The 19,343-nt window shown below is 57.7% G+C and carries 18 protein-coding genes; 16 read left to right on the top strand and 2 right to left on the bottom strand.

Going from position 1 to position 19,343, the window contains the following annotated elements; all coding sequences use genetic code 11:
- Positions 1 to 4 precede the first annotated feature (4 nt).
- The 16 genes from gyrA (at position 5) to SLIT_RS15660 (ending at position 17,840) form a co-directional block, all read left to right on the top strand.
- On the top strand, positions 5 to 2,554 hold the full coding sequence (gene gyrA / locus SLIT_RS10330) for a DNA gyrase subunit A (protein ID WP_013030194.1): 2,550 nt from the start codon (positions 5 to 7) through the stop codon (positions 2,552 to 2,554).
- A 24-nt stretch (positions 2,555 to 2,578) separates the two neighbouring features.
- On the top strand, positions 2,579 to 3,661 hold the full coding sequence (gene serC, locus SLIT_RS10325; RefSeq protein ID WP_013030193.1) for a 3-phosphoserine/phosphohydroxythreonine transaminase: 1,083 nt from the start codon (positions 2,579 to 2,581) through the stop codon (positions 3,659 to 3,661).
- Complete coding sequence (locus tag SLIT_RS10320) at positions 3,654 to 4,844, top strand: phosphoglycerate dehydrogenase (protein ID WP_013030192.1); 1,191 nt, start codon at positions 3,654 to 3,656, stop codon at positions 4,842 to 4,844. Before serC ends, SLIT_RS10320 begins: the two co-directional genes overlap by 8 nt.
- Positions 4,841 to 5,905: a prephenate dehydratase gene (gene pheA, locus SLIT_RS10315; protein ID WP_013030191.1), complete on the top strand. Its 1,065-nt coding sequence runs from the start codon at positions 4,841 to 4,843 to the stop codon at positions 5,903 to 5,905. The genes SLIT_RS10320 and pheA overlap by 4 nt, the downstream gene beginning before the upstream one ends.
- Before the next feature lie 24 nt (positions 5,906 to 5,929).
- Positions 5,930 to 7,051 carry a histidinol-phosphate transaminase gene (gene hisC / locus SLIT_RS10310; RefSeq protein ID WP_013030190.1) on the top strand — a complete coding sequence of 374 codons (1,122 nt, stop codon included), beginning with the start codon at positions 5,930 to 5,932 and terminating at the stop codon, positions 7,049 to 7,051.
- Positions 7,048 to 8,064, top strand: coding sequence for a 3-deoxy-7-phosphoheptulonate synthase (aroF, locus tag SLIT_RS10305; protein WP_013030189.1), 1,017 nt, complete (start codon positions 7,048 to 7,050; stop codon positions 8,062 to 8,064). Before hisC ends, aroF begins: the two co-directional genes overlap by 4 nt.
- A 3-nt stretch (positions 8,065 to 8,067) precedes the next feature.
- Positions 8,068 to 8,937, top strand: coding sequence for a prephenate dehydrogenase (locus SLIT_RS10300; RefSeq protein WP_013030188.1), 870 nt, complete (start codon positions 8,068 to 8,070; stop codon positions 8,935 to 8,937).
- A gap of 16 nt (positions 8,938 to 8,953) precedes the next feature.
- On the top strand, positions 8,954 to 10,897 hold the full coding sequence (locus SLIT_RS10295; protein WP_013030187.1) for a bifunctional 3-phosphoshikimate 1-carboxyvinyltransferase/cytidylate kinase: 1,944 nt from the start codon (positions 8,954 to 8,956) through the stop codon (positions 10,895 to 10,897).
- Positions 10,898 to 11,078: 181 nt separating this feature from the next.
- Positions 11,079 to 12,785: a 30S ribosomal protein S1 gene (rpsA, locus tag SLIT_RS10290; protein ID WP_013030186.1), complete on the top strand. Its 1,707-nt coding sequence runs from the start codon at positions 11,079 to 11,081 to the stop codon at positions 12,783 to 12,785.
- 9 nt (positions 12,786 to 12,794) lie between these two features.
- A complete protein-coding gene (locus SLIT_RS10285) occupies positions 12,795 to 13,082 on the top strand; it encodes an integration host factor subunit beta (protein WP_013030185.1) in 288 nt (95 codons plus the stop codon).
- Positions 13,083 to 13,188: 106 nt separating this feature from the next.
- The gene (locus SLIT_RS10280; protein ID WP_013030184.1) at positions 13,189 to 13,482 is read left to right on the top strand and encodes a LapA family protein; all 294 of its coding nucleotides are present in this window, start codon (positions 13,189 to 13,191) and stop codon (positions 13,480 to 13,482) included.
- 26 nt (positions 13,483 to 13,508) lie between these two features.
- The gene (gene lapB / locus SLIT_RS10275; RefSeq protein ID WP_013030183.1) at positions 13,509 to 14,669 is read left to right on the top strand and encodes a lipopolysaccharide assembly protein LapB; all 1,161 of its coding nucleotides are present in this window, start codon (positions 13,509 to 13,511) and stop codon (positions 14,667 to 14,669) included.
- Positions 14,666 to 15,382 (top strand): orotidine-5'-phosphate decarboxylase, encoded by a 717-nt coding sequence (gene pyrF / locus SLIT_RS10270; protein WP_013030182.1) that lies wholly within the window; start codon positions 14,666 to 14,668, stop codon positions 15,380 to 15,382. Before lapB ends, pyrF begins: the two co-directional genes overlap by 4 nt.
- A complete protein-coding gene (gene rfaE1, locus SLIT_RS10265) occupies positions 15,379 to 16,317 on the top strand; it encodes a D-glycero-beta-D-manno-heptose-7-phosphate kinase (RefSeq protein ID WP_013030181.1) in 939 nt (312 codons plus the stop codon). The genes pyrF and rfaE1 overlap by 4 nt, the downstream gene beginning before the upstream one ends.
- Before the next feature lies 1 nt (position 16,318).
- Positions 16,319 to 17,320, top strand: coding sequence for an ADP-glyceromanno-heptose 6-epimerase (rfaD, locus tag SLIT_RS10260; protein ID WP_013030180.1), 1,002 nt, complete (start codon positions 16,319 to 16,321; stop codon positions 17,318 to 17,320).
- A gap of 58 nt (positions 17,321 to 17,378) precedes the next feature.
- Positions 17,379 to 17,840 (top strand): ComEA family DNA-binding protein, encoded by a 462-nt coding sequence (locus tag SLIT_RS15660; RefSeq protein WP_013030179.1) that lies wholly within the window; start codon positions 17,379 to 17,381, stop codon positions 17,838 to 17,840.
- A gap of 127 nt (positions 17,841 to 17,967) precedes the next feature.
- Here SLIT_RS15660 and SLIT_RS10250 read toward each other — a convergent pair whose 3' ends face one another.
- The gene (locus SLIT_RS10250) at positions 17,968 to 18,531 is read right to left on the bottom strand and encodes a YceI family protein (RefSeq protein ID WP_013030178.1); all 564 of its coding nucleotides are present in this window, start codon (positions 18,529 to 18,531) and stop codon (positions 17,968 to 17,970) included.
- A gap of 53 nt (positions 18,532 to 18,584) precedes the next feature.
- On the bottom strand, positions 18,585 to 19,127 hold the full coding sequence (locus tag SLIT_RS10245; protein ID WP_013030177.1) for a cytochrome b: 543 nt from the start codon (positions 19,125 to 19,127) through the stop codon (positions 18,585 to 18,587).
- Positions 19,128 to 19,343: the final 216 nt, after the last annotated feature.

The following is a 19,343-nucleotide window of genomic DNA, read 5'->3' as shown; positions in this document are numbered from 1 at the left end:
GCTCATGGAACAACAATTCGCCAAAGAAACCCTCCCCGTCAGCCTTGAAGAAGAGATGCGCAAGTCCTACCTGGACTATGCGATGAGCGTGATCGTAGGACGTGCTTTACCGGATGTGCGCGATGGCCTGAAGCCGGTACACCGGCGCGTATTGTTTGCGATGCACGAGCTCTCCAACGACTGGAACCGCGCCTACAAGAAATCGGCGCGTATCGTCGGTGATGTGATCGGTAAGTACCACCCCCACGGCGATACCGCGGTGTACGACACCATCGTGCGCATGGCGCAGGATTTCTCGTTGCGCTACACGCTGGTGGACGGCCAGGGCAACTTCGGCTCGGTGGACGGCGACAATGCGGCGGCGATGCGTTATACCGAGATCCGCATGGCCAAGATCGCGCACGAGCTGCTGGCCGACCTGGACAAGGAAACGGTGGATTTCGGGCCGAACTACGACGGTTCCGAGCACGAGCCGCTGGTGTTCCCGGCGCGTTTTCCCAATCTGCTGGTGAACGGTTCCTCCGGTATCGCCGTGGGTATGGCGACCAACATCCCGCCGCACAACATGACCGAGGTGGTGGATGCCTGTCTGGCGCTGCTGAAGAATCCGGACATGGATATCGAACAGCTGATCGAGCTGGTGCCCGCACCGGACTTTCCGACTGCTGGCTTCATTTACGGCCTGGCCGGGGTGAAGGAAGGTTACCGCACCGGCCGCGGCCGCGTGGTGATGCGTGCCCGCACCCACTTCGAGGACATCGGCAAGGGTGATCGCCAGGCCATCATCATCGACGAACTGCCGTATCAGGTGAACAAGGCCAACCTGCTGATGAAGATCGGCGAGATGGTGCGCGAGAAGCGCATCGAAGGCGTCTCCGAGATCCGTGACGAGTCGGACAAGTCCGGCATGCGTGCGGTGATCGAGCTGAAGCGCGGCGAGAACGCCGACGTGATCCTGAATCAGCTGTACAAAGATACCCAGATGCAGGACAGCTTCGGCATCAACATGGTCGCGATCGTCGACGGCCAGCCCAAGCTGTGCAACCTGAAGGATGTCATCGAGGCATTCCTGCGCCACCGCCGCGAAGTCGTCACTCGCCGCACCATATTCGAACTGCGCAAGGCGCGCGAACGCGGCCACATCCTGGAAGGTCTGGCCGTGGCGCTGTCCAACGTGGACGAGATCATTGCGCTGATCAAGGCGGCGCCGACGCCGCCGGATGCCAAGCGTGAACTGATGGCGCGCGGCTGGCGCTCATCTCTGGTGGAAGACATGCTGTCCCGCGTCGACGAGGCGTCGCGTCCGGAAGGGCTGGCCCCCGAGTTCGGTCTGGTGAAAGGAACCGGTTATTTCCTTTCCGATGCGCAGGCGCAAGCTATCCTCGAACTGCGTTTGCAGCGCCTGACCGGGCTGGAGCAGGACAAGATCGTCGGCGAATACCGCGAAGTGATGGACAAGATCACCGACCTGCTGGACATCCTGGCCAAACCGGCGCGCGTGACCCAGATCATCGGCGACGAGCTGATCACCATCCGCTCGCAGTTCGGCGACAAGCGCCGCAGCGAGATCGTCACGCATACGCAAGACATGAGCATGGAAGACCTGATCGCGCCGGAAGACGTGGTGGTCACCATGTCCCATGGCGGTTACATGAAGGCGCAGAAGCTGGACGAGTACCGCGCGCAGAAGCGCGGCGGGCGCGGCAAGCAGGCCACCGCGACCAAGGAAGACGATTTCATCGACAACCTGTTCATCGCCAACACGCACGACTACATCCTGTGTTTCTCCAATCGCGGTCGTGTGTACTGGCTCAAGGTCTATGACGTGCCGCAAGGCACCCGCATCTCGCGCGGCAAGCCTATCGTGAACCTGTTGCCGCTGGAGGCGGGGGAGAAGATCAACGCCATCCTGCCGGTGAAGCAGTTCGCCGAGGATCAGTTCATCTTCTTTGCGACCAGCGAGGGTACGGTGAAGAAGACACCGCTGTCCGACTTCGCCAATCCGCGCAAGGCCGGCATCATCGCCATCAGCCTGGACGAGGGCGACTTCCTCATCGGCGTGGCGATCACCGACGGCAAGCACGACGTGATGCTGTTCTCGGATGAAGGCAGGGCAGTGCGTTTCGACGAGGACGATGTGCGCGGCATGGGCCGTACGGCACGGGGTGTGCGCGGCATGAATCTGGCCAAGGGCGGCAAGGTCATCGCCTTGCTGGTGGCCGAGAATGAAGAGCAGTCGGTGCTGACGGCGACCGAGAACGGTTACGGTAAACGCACGCCGATCTCGGAATACACCCGCCATGGCCGCGGCACGCAGGGCATGATCGCGATCCAGACTTCCGAGCGCAACGGCAAGGTGGTTGCTGCGACGCTGGTCAAGCCTGAAGACGAGATCATGCTGATCGGCACCAGCGGCGTGCTGATCCGTACCCGCGTCAACGAGATCCGCGAGATGGGCCGAGCGACCCAGGGGGTGACCTTGATGAATGTGGGTGAAGGCGAAAAATTGGCCGGATTGAGCCGCATTGCCGAGACGGAAGAAGAATCTGAGTAAACAACTGAGCTAGGAGAAAACGGCATGGCGATCTATAACTTCAGCGCGGGACCGGCGGTGTTGCCGAGGGAAGTGTTGCAGCAGGCACAGGCGGAACTCATCGACTGGCACGGCAGCGGCATGTCGGTGATGGAAATGTCGCATCGCGGCAAGGAGTACATGGGCATCCATGCCCAGGCAGAGGCAGACCTGCGTGAGCTGATGGCCATTCCCGCCAACTACAAGGTGCTGTTCCTGCAAGGCGGGGCGCATCTGCAATTCTCGATGATCCCGTTCAACCTGTTGCGCGGCAAATCTTCCGCCGATTATGCGAACACCGGCGAATGGTCGAAGAAGGCCATCGGCGAGGCGAAGAAGTTCTGTAATGTGAACGTGGCAGCGAGCAACACCGACAGGAACTGCACCTATGTGCCGGCCTTCGATACCTGGAAGCTGGATAAGGACGCGGCTTATGTGCACTACACGCCGAACGAGACCATCGGCGGAGTCGAGTTCAACTGGATTCCAAATACGGGCGATGTGCCGCTGGTGGCGGACATGTCTTCCAATATCCTGTCGCGTCCGGTAGACGTATGGAAGTTCGGGCTGATCTATGCCGGCGCACAGAAAAACATCGGGCCGGCTGGTTTGACGCTGGTGATCGTGCGCGAAGACCTGGTCGGGCATGCCGATCCGCGCCTGCCGACCATGCTGGACTACAAGACGCATGCCGATAACGAATCCATGTACAACACGCCGCCCACCTTTGCCATCTACATGGCAGGGCTGGTGTTCCAGTGGCTGAAGAAGAACGGCGGCATCGGTGCGATGGAACGCGCCAATATCGCCAAAGCCGATCTGTTGTATGCTGCCATCGACGCGAGCAACGGCTTCTACAACTGCCCGGTGAACAAGGCAGACCGCTCGCGCATGAACGTGCCGTTCACCTTGAAAGACGCCAATCTGGATGGCGACTTCCTGAAACAGGCGGATGCGCGCGGCTTGCTGCAGCTGAAAGGGCACCGCTCGGTCGGGGGCATGCGCGCCTCGATCTATAACGCCATGCCGCTGGAGGGTGTGCAGGCTCTGGTGGGCTTCATGAACGAGTTCGCCAGCAAGCATGGCTAAGACTTTCCGTGTCCTCACGCTGAACAAGATCTCGCAGGCGGGGCTGAAGCGCCTCCCTGCGGAACGTTATCAGGTGGGAGACAAGATCGCGCAGCCGGATGCGATCCTCGTGCGCTCGCACAACATGCTGGAGATGGATATCCCTTCCAGTGTGGTGGCGATCGCACGCGCCGGGGCCGGGACGAACAACGTACCGGTGCAAAAGATGAGTGCACGTGGCGTGCCGGTGTTCAATGCGCCGGGTGCGAACGCCAATGCAGTGAAGGAACTGGTCATCACCGGGATGCTGCTGGCCTCGCGCAATATTGTGCCGGCGTTGAGGTTTACTGCGGGACTGATGGGTGACGATGCGACCATGCGCAAGCAGGTCGAGGACGGGAAGAAAGAATACGCCGGAACCGAGTTGCTGGGACGCACACTGGGCATCGTCGGTTTGGGGGCGATCGGCCGACTGGTGGCGGATGCGGCAATCGGTCTCGGCATGAGGGTGGTCGGTTACGATCCGGAGATCACGGTGGATGCGGCGTGGAGCCTGCCCTCGCAAGTGAAGAAGGCGCATAGTATCGAGGAGTTGCTCAGGCACAGCGACTTCGTCACGCTGCATGTGCCGTTGCTGGATGCGACGCGCAACCTGATCGACGACAAGCGCGTGGCCGCGATGAAACAGGGGGCGGTGCTGCTGAACTTTTCGCGCGAGGGCATTGTCAGCGAGGACGCAGTCATCGCTGGCCTGACAGAAAAACATTTGCGTTGCTATGTGTGCGATTTTCCCAGCAGCAAGTCGCTGTCCAACGACAGGATCATCGCATTGCCGCATCTGGGGGCTTCCACCGAAGAAGCGGAAGAGAATTGTGCGGTGATGGTGACAGAGCAACTGCGCGAATATCTGGAACATGGCAATATCACCAACACGGTGAATTTCCCCAATGTCTCCATGTCGCGCGAATCGGCGTTCCGCGTGGCCATAGCCAACAGTAATGTGCCGAACATGCTGGGGCAGATTTCCACTGCACTGGCGAAAGCGAGCATCAATATCCATAACATGACGAACAAGTCGCGCGGCGAGATGGCCTACACCCTGGTGGATACCGATACCGCGCTGCCTGAAACCCTGATCGCGCAGGTCGCCGCCATTCCCGGTGTGCTGATGGTGCGTGCGTTGCCGCTGGAGGCGGATGAATGAGCGATGAATTGAAAAAATACCGCGAGCAGATCGACCGTATCGACGACGAGTTGCTCAAGCTGATCAATCAGCGCGCCGGATTGGCGCAGCAGATCGGACACGTCAAAGGCAACGGTGCGGTGCTGCGTCCCGAGCGCGAGGCGCAGGTGCTCCAACGCATGGCACGGGCGAATGCCGGTCCGTTGTCCAACCAGGGGGTGACGACATTGTTCACCGAGATCATGTCGCAATGCCGCGCGCTGGAAGCGCCGCTGCGCGTGGCCTATCTGGGGCCGCACGGTACTTTCAGCGAGGCGGCTGTATTCCAGCGTTTCGGCCAGGCGACCGAGGGTGTTCCGGTCGACTCCATCGACGGCGTATTCGATGCTGTTGAAGGCGGCATGGCAAACTATGGCTTGGTGCCGGTGGAGAATTCCACCGAAGGCGCGATCGGACGCACGCTCGACCTGCTGTTGAACAGCAATCTCAATATCTGCGGCGAGGTGTTGCTGCAAGTGCACCAATGCGTACTGTCGAACGAGAACGACCTGTCGCTTATCCGCAAGGTCTATTCGCATCCGCAATCGTTCGGCCAATGCCAGGGGTGGCTGAATGCGCATCTGCCGCACTCCGAGCGCATCACTGCATCCAGCAATGCCGATGCAGCGCGATTGGCCGCGGAAGAATCTTTCGCTGCCGCGGTTGCCGGCGAGCAGGCTGGCGAGCATTTCAAGCTGAAGGTGCTGGCCCGGAACATCGAGGACGATGCGCGCAATACCACGCGTTTCCTTGTCATCGGCAAGCAGGATGTGGCTCCATCCGGCAAGGACAAGACTTCGCTGGCGATGTCTGCCGCGAACCGTCCCGGTGCGATGCATGATCTGCTGACTCCGTTTGCGCAAAACGGAGTTTCGATGACCAAGATGGAATCCCGTCCTTCGCGCACCGGACTGTGGGAATACGTGTTCTATGTGGACATCGAAGGTCACCAGTCCGATGCCAAGGTTGCGGCTTCGCTGGCGCAACTCAAGCAGATCGCTTCCTTCGTCAAGGTGCTGGGTTCGTACCCGGTCGCTGTCTAATCGTTTCAAATAGCAAGGTATCAAATGAATTACTGTGATCTGGCACCAACCTATATTCGCGCCATCGCGCCATATCAGCCCGGGAAGCCTATCTCCGAGCTGGAGCGAGAGCTCGGCATCACCGGCATCGTCAAGCTGGCTTCGAACGAGAATCCGCTGGGTGCAAGTCCGGCTGCGGTCGCCGCGATGCAGAATGCGATCAAGACCATCGCCCTTTACCCCGATGGCAACGGCTTCGAACTGAAGGATGCATTGGTGAAGCGCTACGGTGTGGCGCATGCCAATGTGACTTTGGGCAATGGCTCCAACGATCTGCTTGAGCTCGCTGCACGTGCTTTCCTGGCGCCCGGCGACAAGGTGGTGTACTCGGCACATGCATTCGCCGTCTATGCGCTGGCCACTCAGGCCGTAGGTGCGACGGGCATCAGCGTGCCAGCCGCCAAAGGTTATGGACATGACCTGCCTGCGATGTTGAAGGCAGCCAAAGGCAACAAGGTCAAGATCGTTTTCATCGCCAACCCGAACAATCCGACGGGTACGTTCCTGAGTGCAGACGAGCTATTGGCGTTCATGCGCGGACTGCCGGCAGAGATATTGGTGGTATTGGACGAGGCCTATAACGAATACCTGCCGGAAGACATGCGCTATGACAGCGTAAGCTGGCTGAAGGAATTCCCCAATCTCATCATCTCGCGTACCTTCTCAAAAGCTTACGGTCTGGCCGGTTTGCGCGTCGGCTACGCTTTGGCACATGAGCAGGTGACGGACATGATGAATCGCGTGCGCCAGCCGTTCAATGTGAACAGCGTGGCGCAGGCGGCAGCGGTGGCGGCCCTGCGCGATGTGTCCTTCGTCAAACGGACCTTCGAACTGAACCGGCGCGGCATGCAGCAGATCACCGAAGGCTTGACCCGGTTGGGTTTGGAATACATTCCGTCGTTCGGCAACTTCGTGGCGTTCCGCATCGGCAATGCCACGGCGATGTACCGACGCTTGCTCGAACTGGGTGTGATCGTGCGCCCGATAGCAAACTACGATATGCCGGACTGGTTGCGCGTCAGCATCGGTCTGGAAAGCGAGAACGCAAAATTTTTGGCTGCACTGGAAAAAAGCATCAGTCAGCAAGCTACTGGAGAAAACAAATGATTATCGTAATGGGCAGGGAAGTCACTGACGAACAGATCGGGGCTGTGGTCAAGAAGCTGGAGGCGGCCGGTCTGAAGGCCAACATCTCGCGCGGTATCGAACGCACCGTGATCGGCGCGATCGGCGACGAGCGCCAATTGAGCGAGGAGATGTTCACGCCTCTGCCTGGCGTGGAATCGGCGATGCATATCGCCAAGCAGTACAAGATCGTCTCGCGCGAGTCGCACAAGCAGAACACCATCATCGACATCGCCGGCGTTCCGCTGGGCGGGAATCAGGTCCAGATCATCGGCGGACCATGCTCGGTGGAGACGCAGGAGCAGATGGATCTGTCGGCGAAATTCGTGAAAGAGGCCGGTTGCCGTCTGATGCGTGGCGGTGCGTTCAAGCCGCGTACCAGTCCATATGCCTTTCAGGGACACGGCGTGGAGGGGCTGGATATATTCCGCAAGGCGGCGGACAAATTCAAGCTGCCCATCGTCACCGAGCTGATGGATGCCCGCCAGCTGGATGCCTTCATCGAGTACGACGTCGACGTGATCCAGATCGGCACGCGCAACATGCAGAACTTCGATCTGCTCAAGGAGGTCGGACGCATCAACAAGCCCGTCATTCTCAAGCGCGGCATGTCGGCTACCATCAGCGAATGGCTGATGGCGGCGGAATACATCGCTGCAGGCGGCAACCACAACATCATCTTCTGCGAGCGTGGCATACGCACATTCGAGACTGCCTACCGTAATGTGCTGGATGTGACGGCCATCCCGGTGCTCAAGAAAGAAACCCATCTGCCGGTGATCGTCGATCCGTCGCACGCAGGCGGCAAGGCATGGATGGTGCCGGCGTTGTCGCAGGCAGCCATCGCCGCAGGCGCAGACGGACTGCTGATCGAGATGCATCCCAGCCCGTGTGACGCATGGTGTGATGCCGACCAGGCACTGACCCCGGACGAATTGAAAAAGCTGATGGGCACGCTGGGTGCGATCGCCGGAGCGATCGGACGGACCCTGTAAGTCATGCAACCCGCCTTTCGCAAAGTCGTCATCTTCGGCGTCGGGCTGATCGGCGGGTCGTTTGCATTGGCGTTGCGCAAGGCAGGAGCGGTAGGCGAGGTGGTCGGCTTCGGGCGTAGCGCCACTACGCTGCAACAGGCCAAACAGTTCGGCATAATCGACCGCATGGGTGAAGATGTGGCGCATGAGGTGGCGGACGCCAGTCTGGTGCTGCTGGCTACTCCCGTGGCGCAGATGGCAGACATCTTTATGCGCATTGCGCCGCATCTTGGCGCACATACGCTGGTTACTGATGGCGGCAGCACCAAGAGTGACGTGGTCGTCGCGGCGCGCACCAATCTGAAGGACAGGATCGCTCATTTCGTTCCTGCCCACCCTATTGCAGGGGCAGAGCAGAGCGGACCCGCTGCTGCGCTTGAAGAGCTGTATCAAGGCAAGAAAGTGGTGCTCACTCCGTTGCCGGAAAATTCGAAGGAAGCAGTGGCGCGAGTGCGCAAGGCTTGGGAGTTGTGTGGTGCGATGGTCAGCGAGCTGACTTCTCAACAGCACGACGAGGTGTTCGCCGCTGTGAGCCATCTTCCGCACCTGCTGTCGTTCGCGCTGGTGCATGACCTGGCGCAACGCGACAACCGCGACCAGTTGCTTTCGTTCGCCGCCAGCGGTTTCCGCGATTTCACCCGCATCGCAGCCAGTAGCCCGGAGATGTGGCGCGACATCAGTCTGGCCAATCGCGAGGCCTTGCTGCAGGAAGTAAAACGCTATGCAGACGAGCTTTATGTCGTCTATCAGGCTCTGCAAAACAACGATGCCGCCAAGCTGGAAGAAATATTCAGCCTGGCGCGCGAAGTGCGCAGTGCCTGGACTCAACAATAACTACATTTCTTTTCGTATGTCACAGCAAGAATTCCTTGAGCTTCCTCCCTTGATGTCGGCGCGCGGTACCGTGCGCCTGCCCGGCTCCAAGAGCATCTCCAATCGCGTGTTGTTGCTGGCGGCGCTGGCACAGGGCGCGACCACGGTGCGCGACCTGCTGCACTCAGACGATACCGAGCGCATGCTGGATGCGTTGCGTACCTTGGGAGTAGAGGTGGAGCAGCTGGGGGATAACGCCTATCGCATCACGGGCTGCGGCGGCAATTTCCCGAACAAGAATGCCAAGCTGTTCCTTGGCAATGCGGGCACGGCATTCCGTCCATTGACCGCTGCACTGGCTTTGTCCGGCGGAAGTTATGAATTATCCGGTGTGCCGCGCATGCACGAGCGTCCCATCGGTGATCTGGTGGATGCGCTGAGGCAACTAGGGGCCGATATCCGCTATCTGGGCAATGAAGGTTTTCCTCCATTGCAGATATCTCCTGCCAAGTTGGCAGGAGATACGGTACAGGTGCGTGGCGACGTTTCCAGCCAGTTCCTCACTGGATTGTTGATGGCGCTGCCGTTGCTGAATCGCACTGTCAAAGTCGAGGTGCTGGGCGAACTGATTTCCCAACCTTATATCGCAATTACTCTCACGATGATGGCGCGCTTTCTCGTAGTCGTAGAGCGAGAAGATTGGCACAGTTTTACCGTAAGGGCAGGTAGTTGCTACGTTCCACCGAATGAAATTTATGTTGAAGGCGATGCCTCGTCAGCCTCATATTTCTTGGCTGCGGGAGCCATTGGCAAAGGTCCGGTACGAGTAGAGGGCGTAGGATCAAACAGTGTTCAGGGCGATGTTCACTTTGCACATGAATTGAAGAAGATGGGAGCCGAAGTTGAGTGGGGTGATAACTCATTAGTGGCCAAAGGTCCGGCCAGCGGAAAACTCAAAGCCGTCGACCTTGACTGTAACCACATCCCCGATGCAGCGATGACACTAGCCGTTGCGGCTCTGTTCGCCGACGGCACAACCACGCTGCGCAATATCGCCAGTTGGCGCGTTAAAGAGACCGACCGCATCGCGGCGATGGCGACCGAACTGCGCAAGGTCGGGGCGACAGTCGAAGAGGGCGCGGATTTCATTCGCATCACGCCGCCTGCACAGATCAAACATGCTGCCATCGACACCTATGACGATCACCGCATGGCGATGTGCTTTTCGCTGGCCGCCTTCGGTGGTGCGGGCGTGCGCATCAACGACCCGAAGTGTGTGGCCAAGACCTTTCCTGAGTATTTCATCGAATTCGCCAAGGTGACACAGGCCGTGCCGGTCATTGCCATCGATGGTCCCTCCGCCTCCGGCAAGGGTACGGTGGCGCAACGCGTGGCGACGGCGCTGGGCATGCATTACCTCGATAGCGGTGCCTTGTATCGTCTGCTGGGGCTGGCGGCGCAAAAACGCGGCATCGCCCTGGAGGCGGAAGACAAGTTGGCGGAACTGGCAGGGCGGGTGGATATCCGCTTCAAGGGTGAGGATATTTGGCTGGATGGAGTCAAGGTGGGCGACGAGTTGCGTACCGAGGAAGCGGGTTCGGCAGCCTCGAAGATTGCGGCTTTACCCAAGGTGCGCGCGGCTTTGCTGGATAAACAAAGGGCTTTCCGCCAAGCCCCGGGGCTGGTGGCGGACGGGCGCGACATGGCATCGGTCGTTTTCCCGGATTCGGTGCTGAAGATATTCCTGACCGCCAGCGCCGAGGCGCGCGCGGAACGCCGATATAAACAGTTGAAAGAAAAAGGGATGAGTGCTAATATCGCCGCCCTTTTGCAAGATATACGGGCGCGCGACGAGCGAGATACTCAACGTAGCGTGGCTCCTTTGCAACAGGCGCAAGGTGCGAGCTTGCTGGATACGACCTTTCTGAACATTGAGCAGGCAGTTCAGGAAGTGCTAAGCCGCTACCAGGCAGTGAAGTAATAACACGCGCAGCGTTTCGTTTGCGTCCTCGCCCTCTGGGAGAGGATTGAGGTGAGGGAAACGGGCATGCTGTTAAATACGGGAGATTCTTAGGCCCGTTAGGAGTCCAAATAGAGCCTTTCTGTTTGGGTTGATTAACTAACCCCCGCTCACACCGGGATTGTCCTCAAGGTATACCGAAATGACTGCAGTCGCTGAAATGGAAAATTTTGCATCAATGTTTGAAGAAAGCCTGAACCGCAAGGAAATGCGTGCAGGCGAGTTGATCACTGCCCAGGTTGTTCGTGTCGAACAGAACGTGGTGGTCGTGAATGCCGGACTGAAGTCCGAAAGTTTTATTCCCGTTGAAGAATTCAAGGACGCAACGGGCGCTATCGAAGTCAAGGCCGGTGATTTCGTCACCGTCGCCATCGAATCCCTGGAAAACGGCTACGGCGAAACGCGCTTGTCGCGTGAGAAGGCCAAGCGTCTGGCTGCCTGGATCGATCTGGAACAGGCAATGGAAGAAGGCCGTATCGTTGAAGGTTATGTCAGCGGCAAGGTCAAGGGCGGTCTGACTGCCATGGTGAACGGCATCCGCGCATTCCTGCCCGGTTCGCTGGTGGATACACGTCCGGTCAAGGACACCACGCCGTATGAAAACAAGACCATGGAGCTCAAGGTCATCAAGCTGGATCGCAAGCGCAACAACGTGGTGGTTTCCCGCCGCGCTGTGCTGGAGGCATCGCAAGGTGCCGATCGCGAGTCCCTGCTGGAAAACCTGAAGGAAGGCGCGATCGTCAAGGGTATCGTCAAGAACATCACCGACTACGGTGCGTTCGTTGACCTGGGTGGTATCGACGGCCTGCTGCACATCACCGATCTGGCATGGCGTCGCGTGAAGCACCCATCCGAAGTTCTAACCGTTGGCGACGAAGTCGAAGCCAAGATCCTGAAATTCGATCAAGAGAAGAATCGCGTTTCCCTGGGCATCAAGCAAATGGGCGACGATCCGTGGAATGGTCTGGCACGTCGCTACCCGCAAGGCACACGCCTGTTCGGCAAGGTGACCAACCTGACCGACTACGGTGCATTCGTGGAGATCGAGCAGGGTATCGAAGGTCTGGTACACGTGTCCGAAATGGACTGGACCAACAAGAACGTACATCCTTCCAAGGTTGTCGCGCTGGGCGACGAAGTGGAAGTCATGATCCTCGAGATCGACGAGCAACGCCGCCGTATCTCCCTGGGCATGAAGCAGTGCAAGTCCAATCCTTGGGACGACTTCGCGCTGAATCACAAGAAGGGCGACAAGGTTAAGGGCGCGATCAAGTCCATCACCGACTTCGGCGTGTTCATCGGTCTGGATGGCGGTATCGACGGTCTGGTGCACCTGTCCGACCTGTCCTGGTCCATCCCCGGCGAAGAAGCAGTACGCAACTACAAGAAGGGTGACGAACTGGAAGCTCTGGTTCTGGCCATCGATGTCGAGCGTGAACGCATCTCGCTGGGCGTGAAGCAACTGGAAGGTGATCCGTTCGGCGGCTATGTCACCGGACACGACAAAGGTGCAGTGGTGACTGGCGTGGTCAAGTCGCTGGATGCCAAGGGCGCAGTGATCGGTCTGGATGGCGATGTGGAAGCCTACCTGAAGGCATCCGAAGTTTCCGCTGACCGCGTGGAAGACATCCGCAACCACCTGAAGGAAGGTGACACCGTCAAGGCTGTCATCATCAACGTGGACCGCAAGAATCGCGGCATCAACCTGTCGATCAAGGCGCTGGACAAGGCCGACACGGCAGCGGCGATGCAGAAGTTCGCAGCAGAGAACACCAGCACTGCCGGCACCACCAATCTGGGTGCGCTACTGAAGGCGAAACTGGATTCCAGCAAGGCTGACTCGCAATAAGGAGGAACGATGACCCGTTCTGATCTTATCGCCAAGCTTGCGGACCGTTACACACAGCTACTCGGCAAGGATGCCGAGTTGGCTGTGAAGGTGATCTTGGACAGCATGTCGGCGACACTTTCGCACGGCGGGCGTATCGAGATCCGCGGTTTTGGCAGTTTTGCACTGAACTACAGGCCGCCGCGGCTGGGGCGCAATCCCAAGTCCGGCGACAAGGTGCAAGTGCCTGCCAAGTATGTGCCGCACTTCAAGGCTGGTAAGGAGCTGCGCGAGCGGGTGGATTATCCTTCTGCCTGATACATTTTTGATGTGATCCGATTGGCGGCCTGTCGCAAGATGTGCCGCCAATTTTTTATCTGTTCATGCTATCGTTGCGCACCGATTTACAAGCGATAAAGTCATCATGCGATATCTGATCTGGTCACTGCGCGCTGCCCTGTTCCTTTTGTTGTTGGGCTTTGCGATGAAGAACGACCAACCCGTCGTGCTGCGATATTTCTTCGGCTACGAATGGCAGACGTCCCTTGTTGTCGTGTTGCTATGCTTTTTCACGCTGGGTGTCGCCATCGGCCTGCTGGCCATGCTGACTACTTTGCTCCGTCAGCGCCGGGAATATTCGGCCGTCAAACGCGAGCTGCAATTGAAAAACAAGTTGTCGGAGATCGATGACCGGCATCCGCCAATTCAACCCTTCTGAGATATTGCGCTAATGGATTTCGAACCGTGGATGTTGCTGGTCTTTCCCTTTTTTTTGGTATGGGGTGGCTGGCGGCGCGTATCGATATAAAGGAGTTGATCACCGAGTCCAGCGCCTTGCCGCGCTCCTATTTTCAGGGACTGAACTTCCTGCTTAACGAACAGCAGGATCAAGCTATCGAAGCCTTCATCGAAGTGGTCAAGGTCGATCCGCAAACGGTCGAGTTGCACTTCGCGCTGGGCAGCCTGTTCCGGCGGCGCGGTGAAGTGGACCGTGCCATCCGCATGCATCTCAATCTGGTGGAGCGAACCGATCTGGAAGAGGACAAGCGGCATCAGGCACTGTTCGAGCTGGCTCAGGATTATCTTAAAGCAGGTATTCTGGACAGGGCAGAAGCCGCTTTTCTGGAACTGCATGGCACGCCCTACGAGAAGGAGTCTCTGGATTTTCTGCTTGAGATATATCAGAAGGAAAAAGACTGGCTCAAAGCGATCGACATCGGGCAACGCCTTACTGCATTGACCGGGGAGCCGCACGGCAAGGAAGCTGCTTTCTTCTTTTGCGAACTGGCAGCGGGCGAACTCGCCGCCAAGCAGACAGAGGCGGCAGTAGTGCATTTGGAACAGGCGCTCAATGTCAATCCGCAGAGCGTGCGCGCCAGCATCATGCTGGGCGACATCGAATTGTCTGCAGGTGGCGCCCAACGTGCCATCGAGGTTTGGAAACATGTTGAACAGCAGGATGCGCAATATTTGCCGCTAGTGGCCGAACGCGTGCTGCAGGCCTGCCGCCAGTGCGGCGATGAAGCCAGGGGTGTGACATTGCTGCAAACCTGGCTGCAAAAATACCCTTCACTCGATCTGATGAACGTGCTGTTCAGCGTGCTGGTGCAGCGTGATGGGGCGGAAGCGGCTTACGTCATGGTACGCAACGAGCTGAAGCGCAATCCAACGCTGCTGGGCCTGGATAAATTGCTGGAAGCGCGACTGCTGGATATCGCCGGCGAACGCCGCGCAGACCTCGAGCTGGTGAAAGACCTGATCTTTCAGCGTACACGCGGACTGGCGATGTATCGCTGCAAGCATTGCGGTTTCAAGGCGCGGCAGTTCTATTGGCATTGCCCGGCTTGCCACAGTTGGGAGAGCTACTCTCCGAAACGCAGCGAAGAGAATGGAGTGGCGATATGAACGATGATTCTAAAATCAACCCAAGAATCATCGTCGCACTCGATTATCCGCAAGCCGCACCGGCGCTGGCTTTGGCGCAACGGCTGGAACCCGCGTTGTGCCGCCTGAAAGTCGGCAAGGAGTTGTTTACTGCTGCGGGACCGCAACTGGTCGAGCAATTGCAGCAGCGCGGTTTCGAAATCTTTCTCGATCTCAAATTCCACGACATCCCGAACACCACGGCGCAAGCCTGCAAAGCCGCCGCAGCAATGGGGGTATGGATGGTGAACGTGCACGCGTTGGGCGGCAAACGCATGATGGAAGCAGCGCGCGAAGCGCTGGCGAACGTCGGGCAACGACCGATGCTGATCGCGGTGACGGTACTGACCAGTATGGCGCAGGAAGATCTGCACGGCATCGGCATCAATGCCAGCCCGGCGCAGATGGTCCCGCTACTGGCCGGGTTGGCAAATGATAGCGGCCTGGACGGAGTGGTGTGTTCTGCGCAGGAAGCATTCGTGCTGCGCCAGCAGTTGGGCCGCGATTTCTGTCTGGTCACGCCCGGCATCCGTCCGGCGAACGCATCGGCAGACGATCAGGCGCGCATCATGACGCCGCGTGCCGCGCTGGAGAACGGCGCGAATTATCTGGTCATCGGGCGTCCGATCACCCAGGCTTCCGATCCTTTACTGGCATTGCAGGATATTTTGAAAGAGACAGGAGACATGGCATGAAGCTGCCATCATTCGATAAGGCACGGGTTCTTGTGGTCGGCGATGTGATGCTGGATCGCTACTGGTTCGGAGATGTGACGCGCATCTCGCCAGAGGCGCCGGTGCCGGTATTGAAAGTCAGCAAAGTGGAGGAGCGCCCGGGTGGCGCAGCCAACGTCGCTCGCAACATCACATCATTGGGGGCGCACTGCACACTGTTGTCGGTGGTCGGAGTGGACGAGGCGGGAGATTGCCTGCAACGTTTGCTGACCGAACAGGGTGGTGTGGAAGCCATGCTGCATCGCGATGACAGCATCTCTACCATCGTCAAGCTGCGCGCCATCGCTCGCCACCAACAGCTATTACGCATCGATTTCGAGACGCCGCCCAGCCATGAAGTGCTGAATGCCAAGCTGGCGGACTTCCATGCCAAGCTGCCATTCGCCGATGTGGTGATCCTGTCTGACTATGGCAAGGGTGGACTTGCCCATATCGCCGAAATGATCAAAGCGGCACGCTCGGCAGGCAAACCTGTGCTAGTCGATCCAAAAGGCGACGACTATGCACGTTATCAGGGGGCGACCCTGCTGACGCCGAATCGCAGCGAGTTCCGCGATGTGGCAGGCAGCTGGAAGAACGAGGACGAGTTGACTGCTAAGGCCCAAAAATTGCGCGCAGAGTTGAAGCTGGAAGCCTTGCTGGTCACGCGCAGCGAGGAAGGGATGTCGCTGTTCCGTGAACAGGACGTATTGCACGAACCGACACATGCGCGCGAGGTGTTCGATGTGAGCGGAGCGGGTGATACCGTCATCGCTACACTGGCTGTGATGCTGGCGAGTGGGGCAGGTATGGCAGATGCTGTCCGCATTGCCAACCGCGCGGCGGGTGTCGTGGTTGGGAAACTGGGCACGGCAGTCGTGTCGCGCGAAGAGATACTTGAAGATATGGGGAGCTGATATGTATTACGTTGTGACGGGCGCCGCTGGTTTTATCGGGTCGAATCTGGTCAAGGCGCTGAACGAGCGCGGCGAGACCAACATCATCGCCGTCGATAATTTGGGGAATAATGCCGACAAGTTCAGGAATCTCACCGATTGCGAGATCGCCGACTATATCGACAAGGAGGATTTCGTCGGGCTGCTGCAGGATGGATCCTTTGATGGCATCCTTGAGGCAGTGCTGCATGAGGGCGCCTGTTCGGACACCATGGAGACCAACGGTCGCTACATGATGGAGAACAACTACCGCTATTCTCTGGAGATATTGAACCATTGCCAGAACGAGGATGTACCATTCCTGTACGCTTCTTCAGCTTCCGTATATGGCGGTGGAGGGGTGTTCAAGGAGAGCCGCGAGTTCGAGTCGCCGCTCAATGTCTATGCCTACTCCAAGTTTCTGTTCGACCAGGTGGTACGTCGTCGCTGGGCTGGCCGCACATCGCAGATCGCGGGTTTTCGCTATTTCAATGTGTACGGGCCGCGCGAACAGCATAAAGGGCGCATGGCTTCGGTGGCCTATCACTTCTTCAACCAGTACCGTGCTGACGGCTACGTGAAGCTGTTCGAAGGCTGCGACGGATATGCGAACGGCGGACAATTGCGCGATTTCGTCTCGGTGGAAGATGTGGTCAAGGTCAATATGCACTTCCTGGATCATCGCGGCAAATCCGGCATCTTCAATCTGGGTACGGGCAGCGCACAAAGCTTCAACGATGTGGCCATGGCGACCATCAACACCCTGCGCGCAGCCAATAGTGAAGGTGCTTTGACGCTGGAGCAGATGCATCAGCAGCAACTCATACGATATATCCCTTTCCCGGAACAGCTGAAGGGAAAGTATCAAAGCTACACGCAGGCCGATATGACTGCCCTGCGCGAGGTCGGTTACGAGCAGCCGTTCCTGACCGTTGAGCAAGGCACAGCACGCTATGTAAATCATTTGCTGAAACGGTCAACTTAATGATTGCTACTGCGTTTCTTCTGTGCGACATCTGTCGTTCATAGAAAAGGAGAAAAGCATGAAGAAGTTATTGTCGGTGCTGGCTATGTTCTTTGCATTTACCGGCATGGCGTTTGCAGCGGTCAATCTGAATACGGCGAGCAAGGATGAGCTGGATGCAGTCAAGGGTATCGGTCCTGCAAAGGCGCAGGCCATCATCGACTACCGCACCAAGAATGGCCCGTTTGCAAGTGTGGAAGATCTGAAGCATGTCAAAGGTTTCGGCGACAAGACCGTGGCTAAGATGCGTTCCGAGCTGTCTGTGAGCGGTGCGAGCACCACAGGCAAGGAAGAGAAGCCCGCCAAGGCTGACAAGAGGAAGAGCAAGGATGACAAGAAGGCTGATACAAAGGCCGAGAAGGCAAGCCAGGAGCCGGTAGCCAAGGATGGCGCAAAGGCAGACAAGAAAGCCGCCAGAGCAGCAAAGAAGGCCAAGAAGAAAGCCGACAAGGAAGCCAGGCAATCTACTGACAAGAAATAAGTTTCAAGCCGGAATTCCCCAATAAGCCCGCCTGGTTTTGAATCAGGTGGGCTTATTGCTTTTCAATACTATGAGTTGACTGTAGTCCTTGCTGCGAGACGGTTTCCCTTTCGGTTCGAGACTGGCTTTAATCTTTGTCGGCCTCGATCGGGGAAAAGAGTTTGACCTCGTCGCTGACCATGGGAACGAACTTGGCCATGCCGAACTGGGTGCGAGAGATGGTTGCGGAGATGTTCGCACCGCAGTGCATCTTTCGGGTCAGCGGAAACGGTGCGCAATGGAAGTTATCGACCTGCAAGGAAAGCGGACGGGTCGTGCCAAGCAAAGTGAACTTGCCTTCCGCTCCGACAACTTTATCGCCGTCGAAGATCAGTTTGTCGGAAATGAAGTGAATGGTCGGATATTGCACGACATTAAAGAACTCCTCGCCCTTCATGTGTTCATCCCACTTGGCGAAACCCATGTCGAGCGAGGCAGCGTCAATGGTGATATCTACGCTCCCTTGCTTGGCAGCGATATCGAGGGTTATCTTGCCGCTCGATTTGTTGAAGCGCCCGCGCTGTGTCGAATAACCCAGGTGATTCACTTCAAACATGGGCCAGGTATGTGTCGGATCGATGGTGTAGTTATCCATTGAATAAGCAGGAATGGAGAGTAACGCACCAAGAAGGATTGGCAGTGATTTACTCATGGCAGTTCTCCTTGAATGTTATCAATTCCAGATGCGGGAAAAGGATTGTATCCTTATGCCCCCTTGTTGAGGAATGGAACCATACGCTTAAGGATGTCATCGCGTTCGATGAAGTGATGCTTGAGCGCAGCAGCGACGTGGGCAATCACCAAGCCGAGCATGGTGTAATTGAGCACTTCATGCACTTCCTGCAGCAGATCGCCCAGTTCCTTGTTCTTGCCAACCATGTCCGGGAAAGGCAGTACCCCAAACAAGACGACCGGGAAACCTTTGGCGGAACTCATCAGCCAGCCGGTGATGGGAATGATGAAAATCAGCAAGTAAAGTGCATGGTGCATGGCATGAGCGGCGAGTTTCTCCCATTTCACCATGCTATCCGGCATGGCTGGAGGACGGTGCGTGACACGCCAATATATGCGGACTAAAGCGAGCATCAGCACGATCATTCCCGCCCATTTGTGGTAGGCATACAAGCGCAATTTCAGAGGCGACAGGTGCAGGCCGGTCATGTATAGCGCTAACGGAAAAGTGGCGAAGATCAGCAGGGCGATCAGCCAGTGCAGGGTGACAGCAGTATGCGTGTAACGATCGGCCATTTCAGTCACCTCGAGTTATTTTGCTTATCCTAGTGATGTGCTCGACCAAATGTCAATCATAGTTTTGGTTTAGGCGATGATTCCCCATGGCTGGCAAGGTGATGCAACTTTTTGCGCTACGGACATTCAAAAATGGCTGAGTGTAGAGACTCTTGGGCTTGAAAAACCGTGGGTTTGCCCGCATCTGGCAGTCCACGGCAAGAGTGTTACACTGCG

The organism is Sideroxydans lithotrophicus ES-1, assembly GCF_000025705.1.
GTDB classification, from domain to species: domain Bacteria; phylum Pseudomonadota; class Gammaproteobacteria; order Burkholderiales; family Gallionellaceae; genus Sideroxyarcus; species Sideroxyarcus lithotrophicus.
Note: the sequence above shows the minus strand (reverse complement) of the source record. Positions and strands in the feature narration are given on the sequence as shown.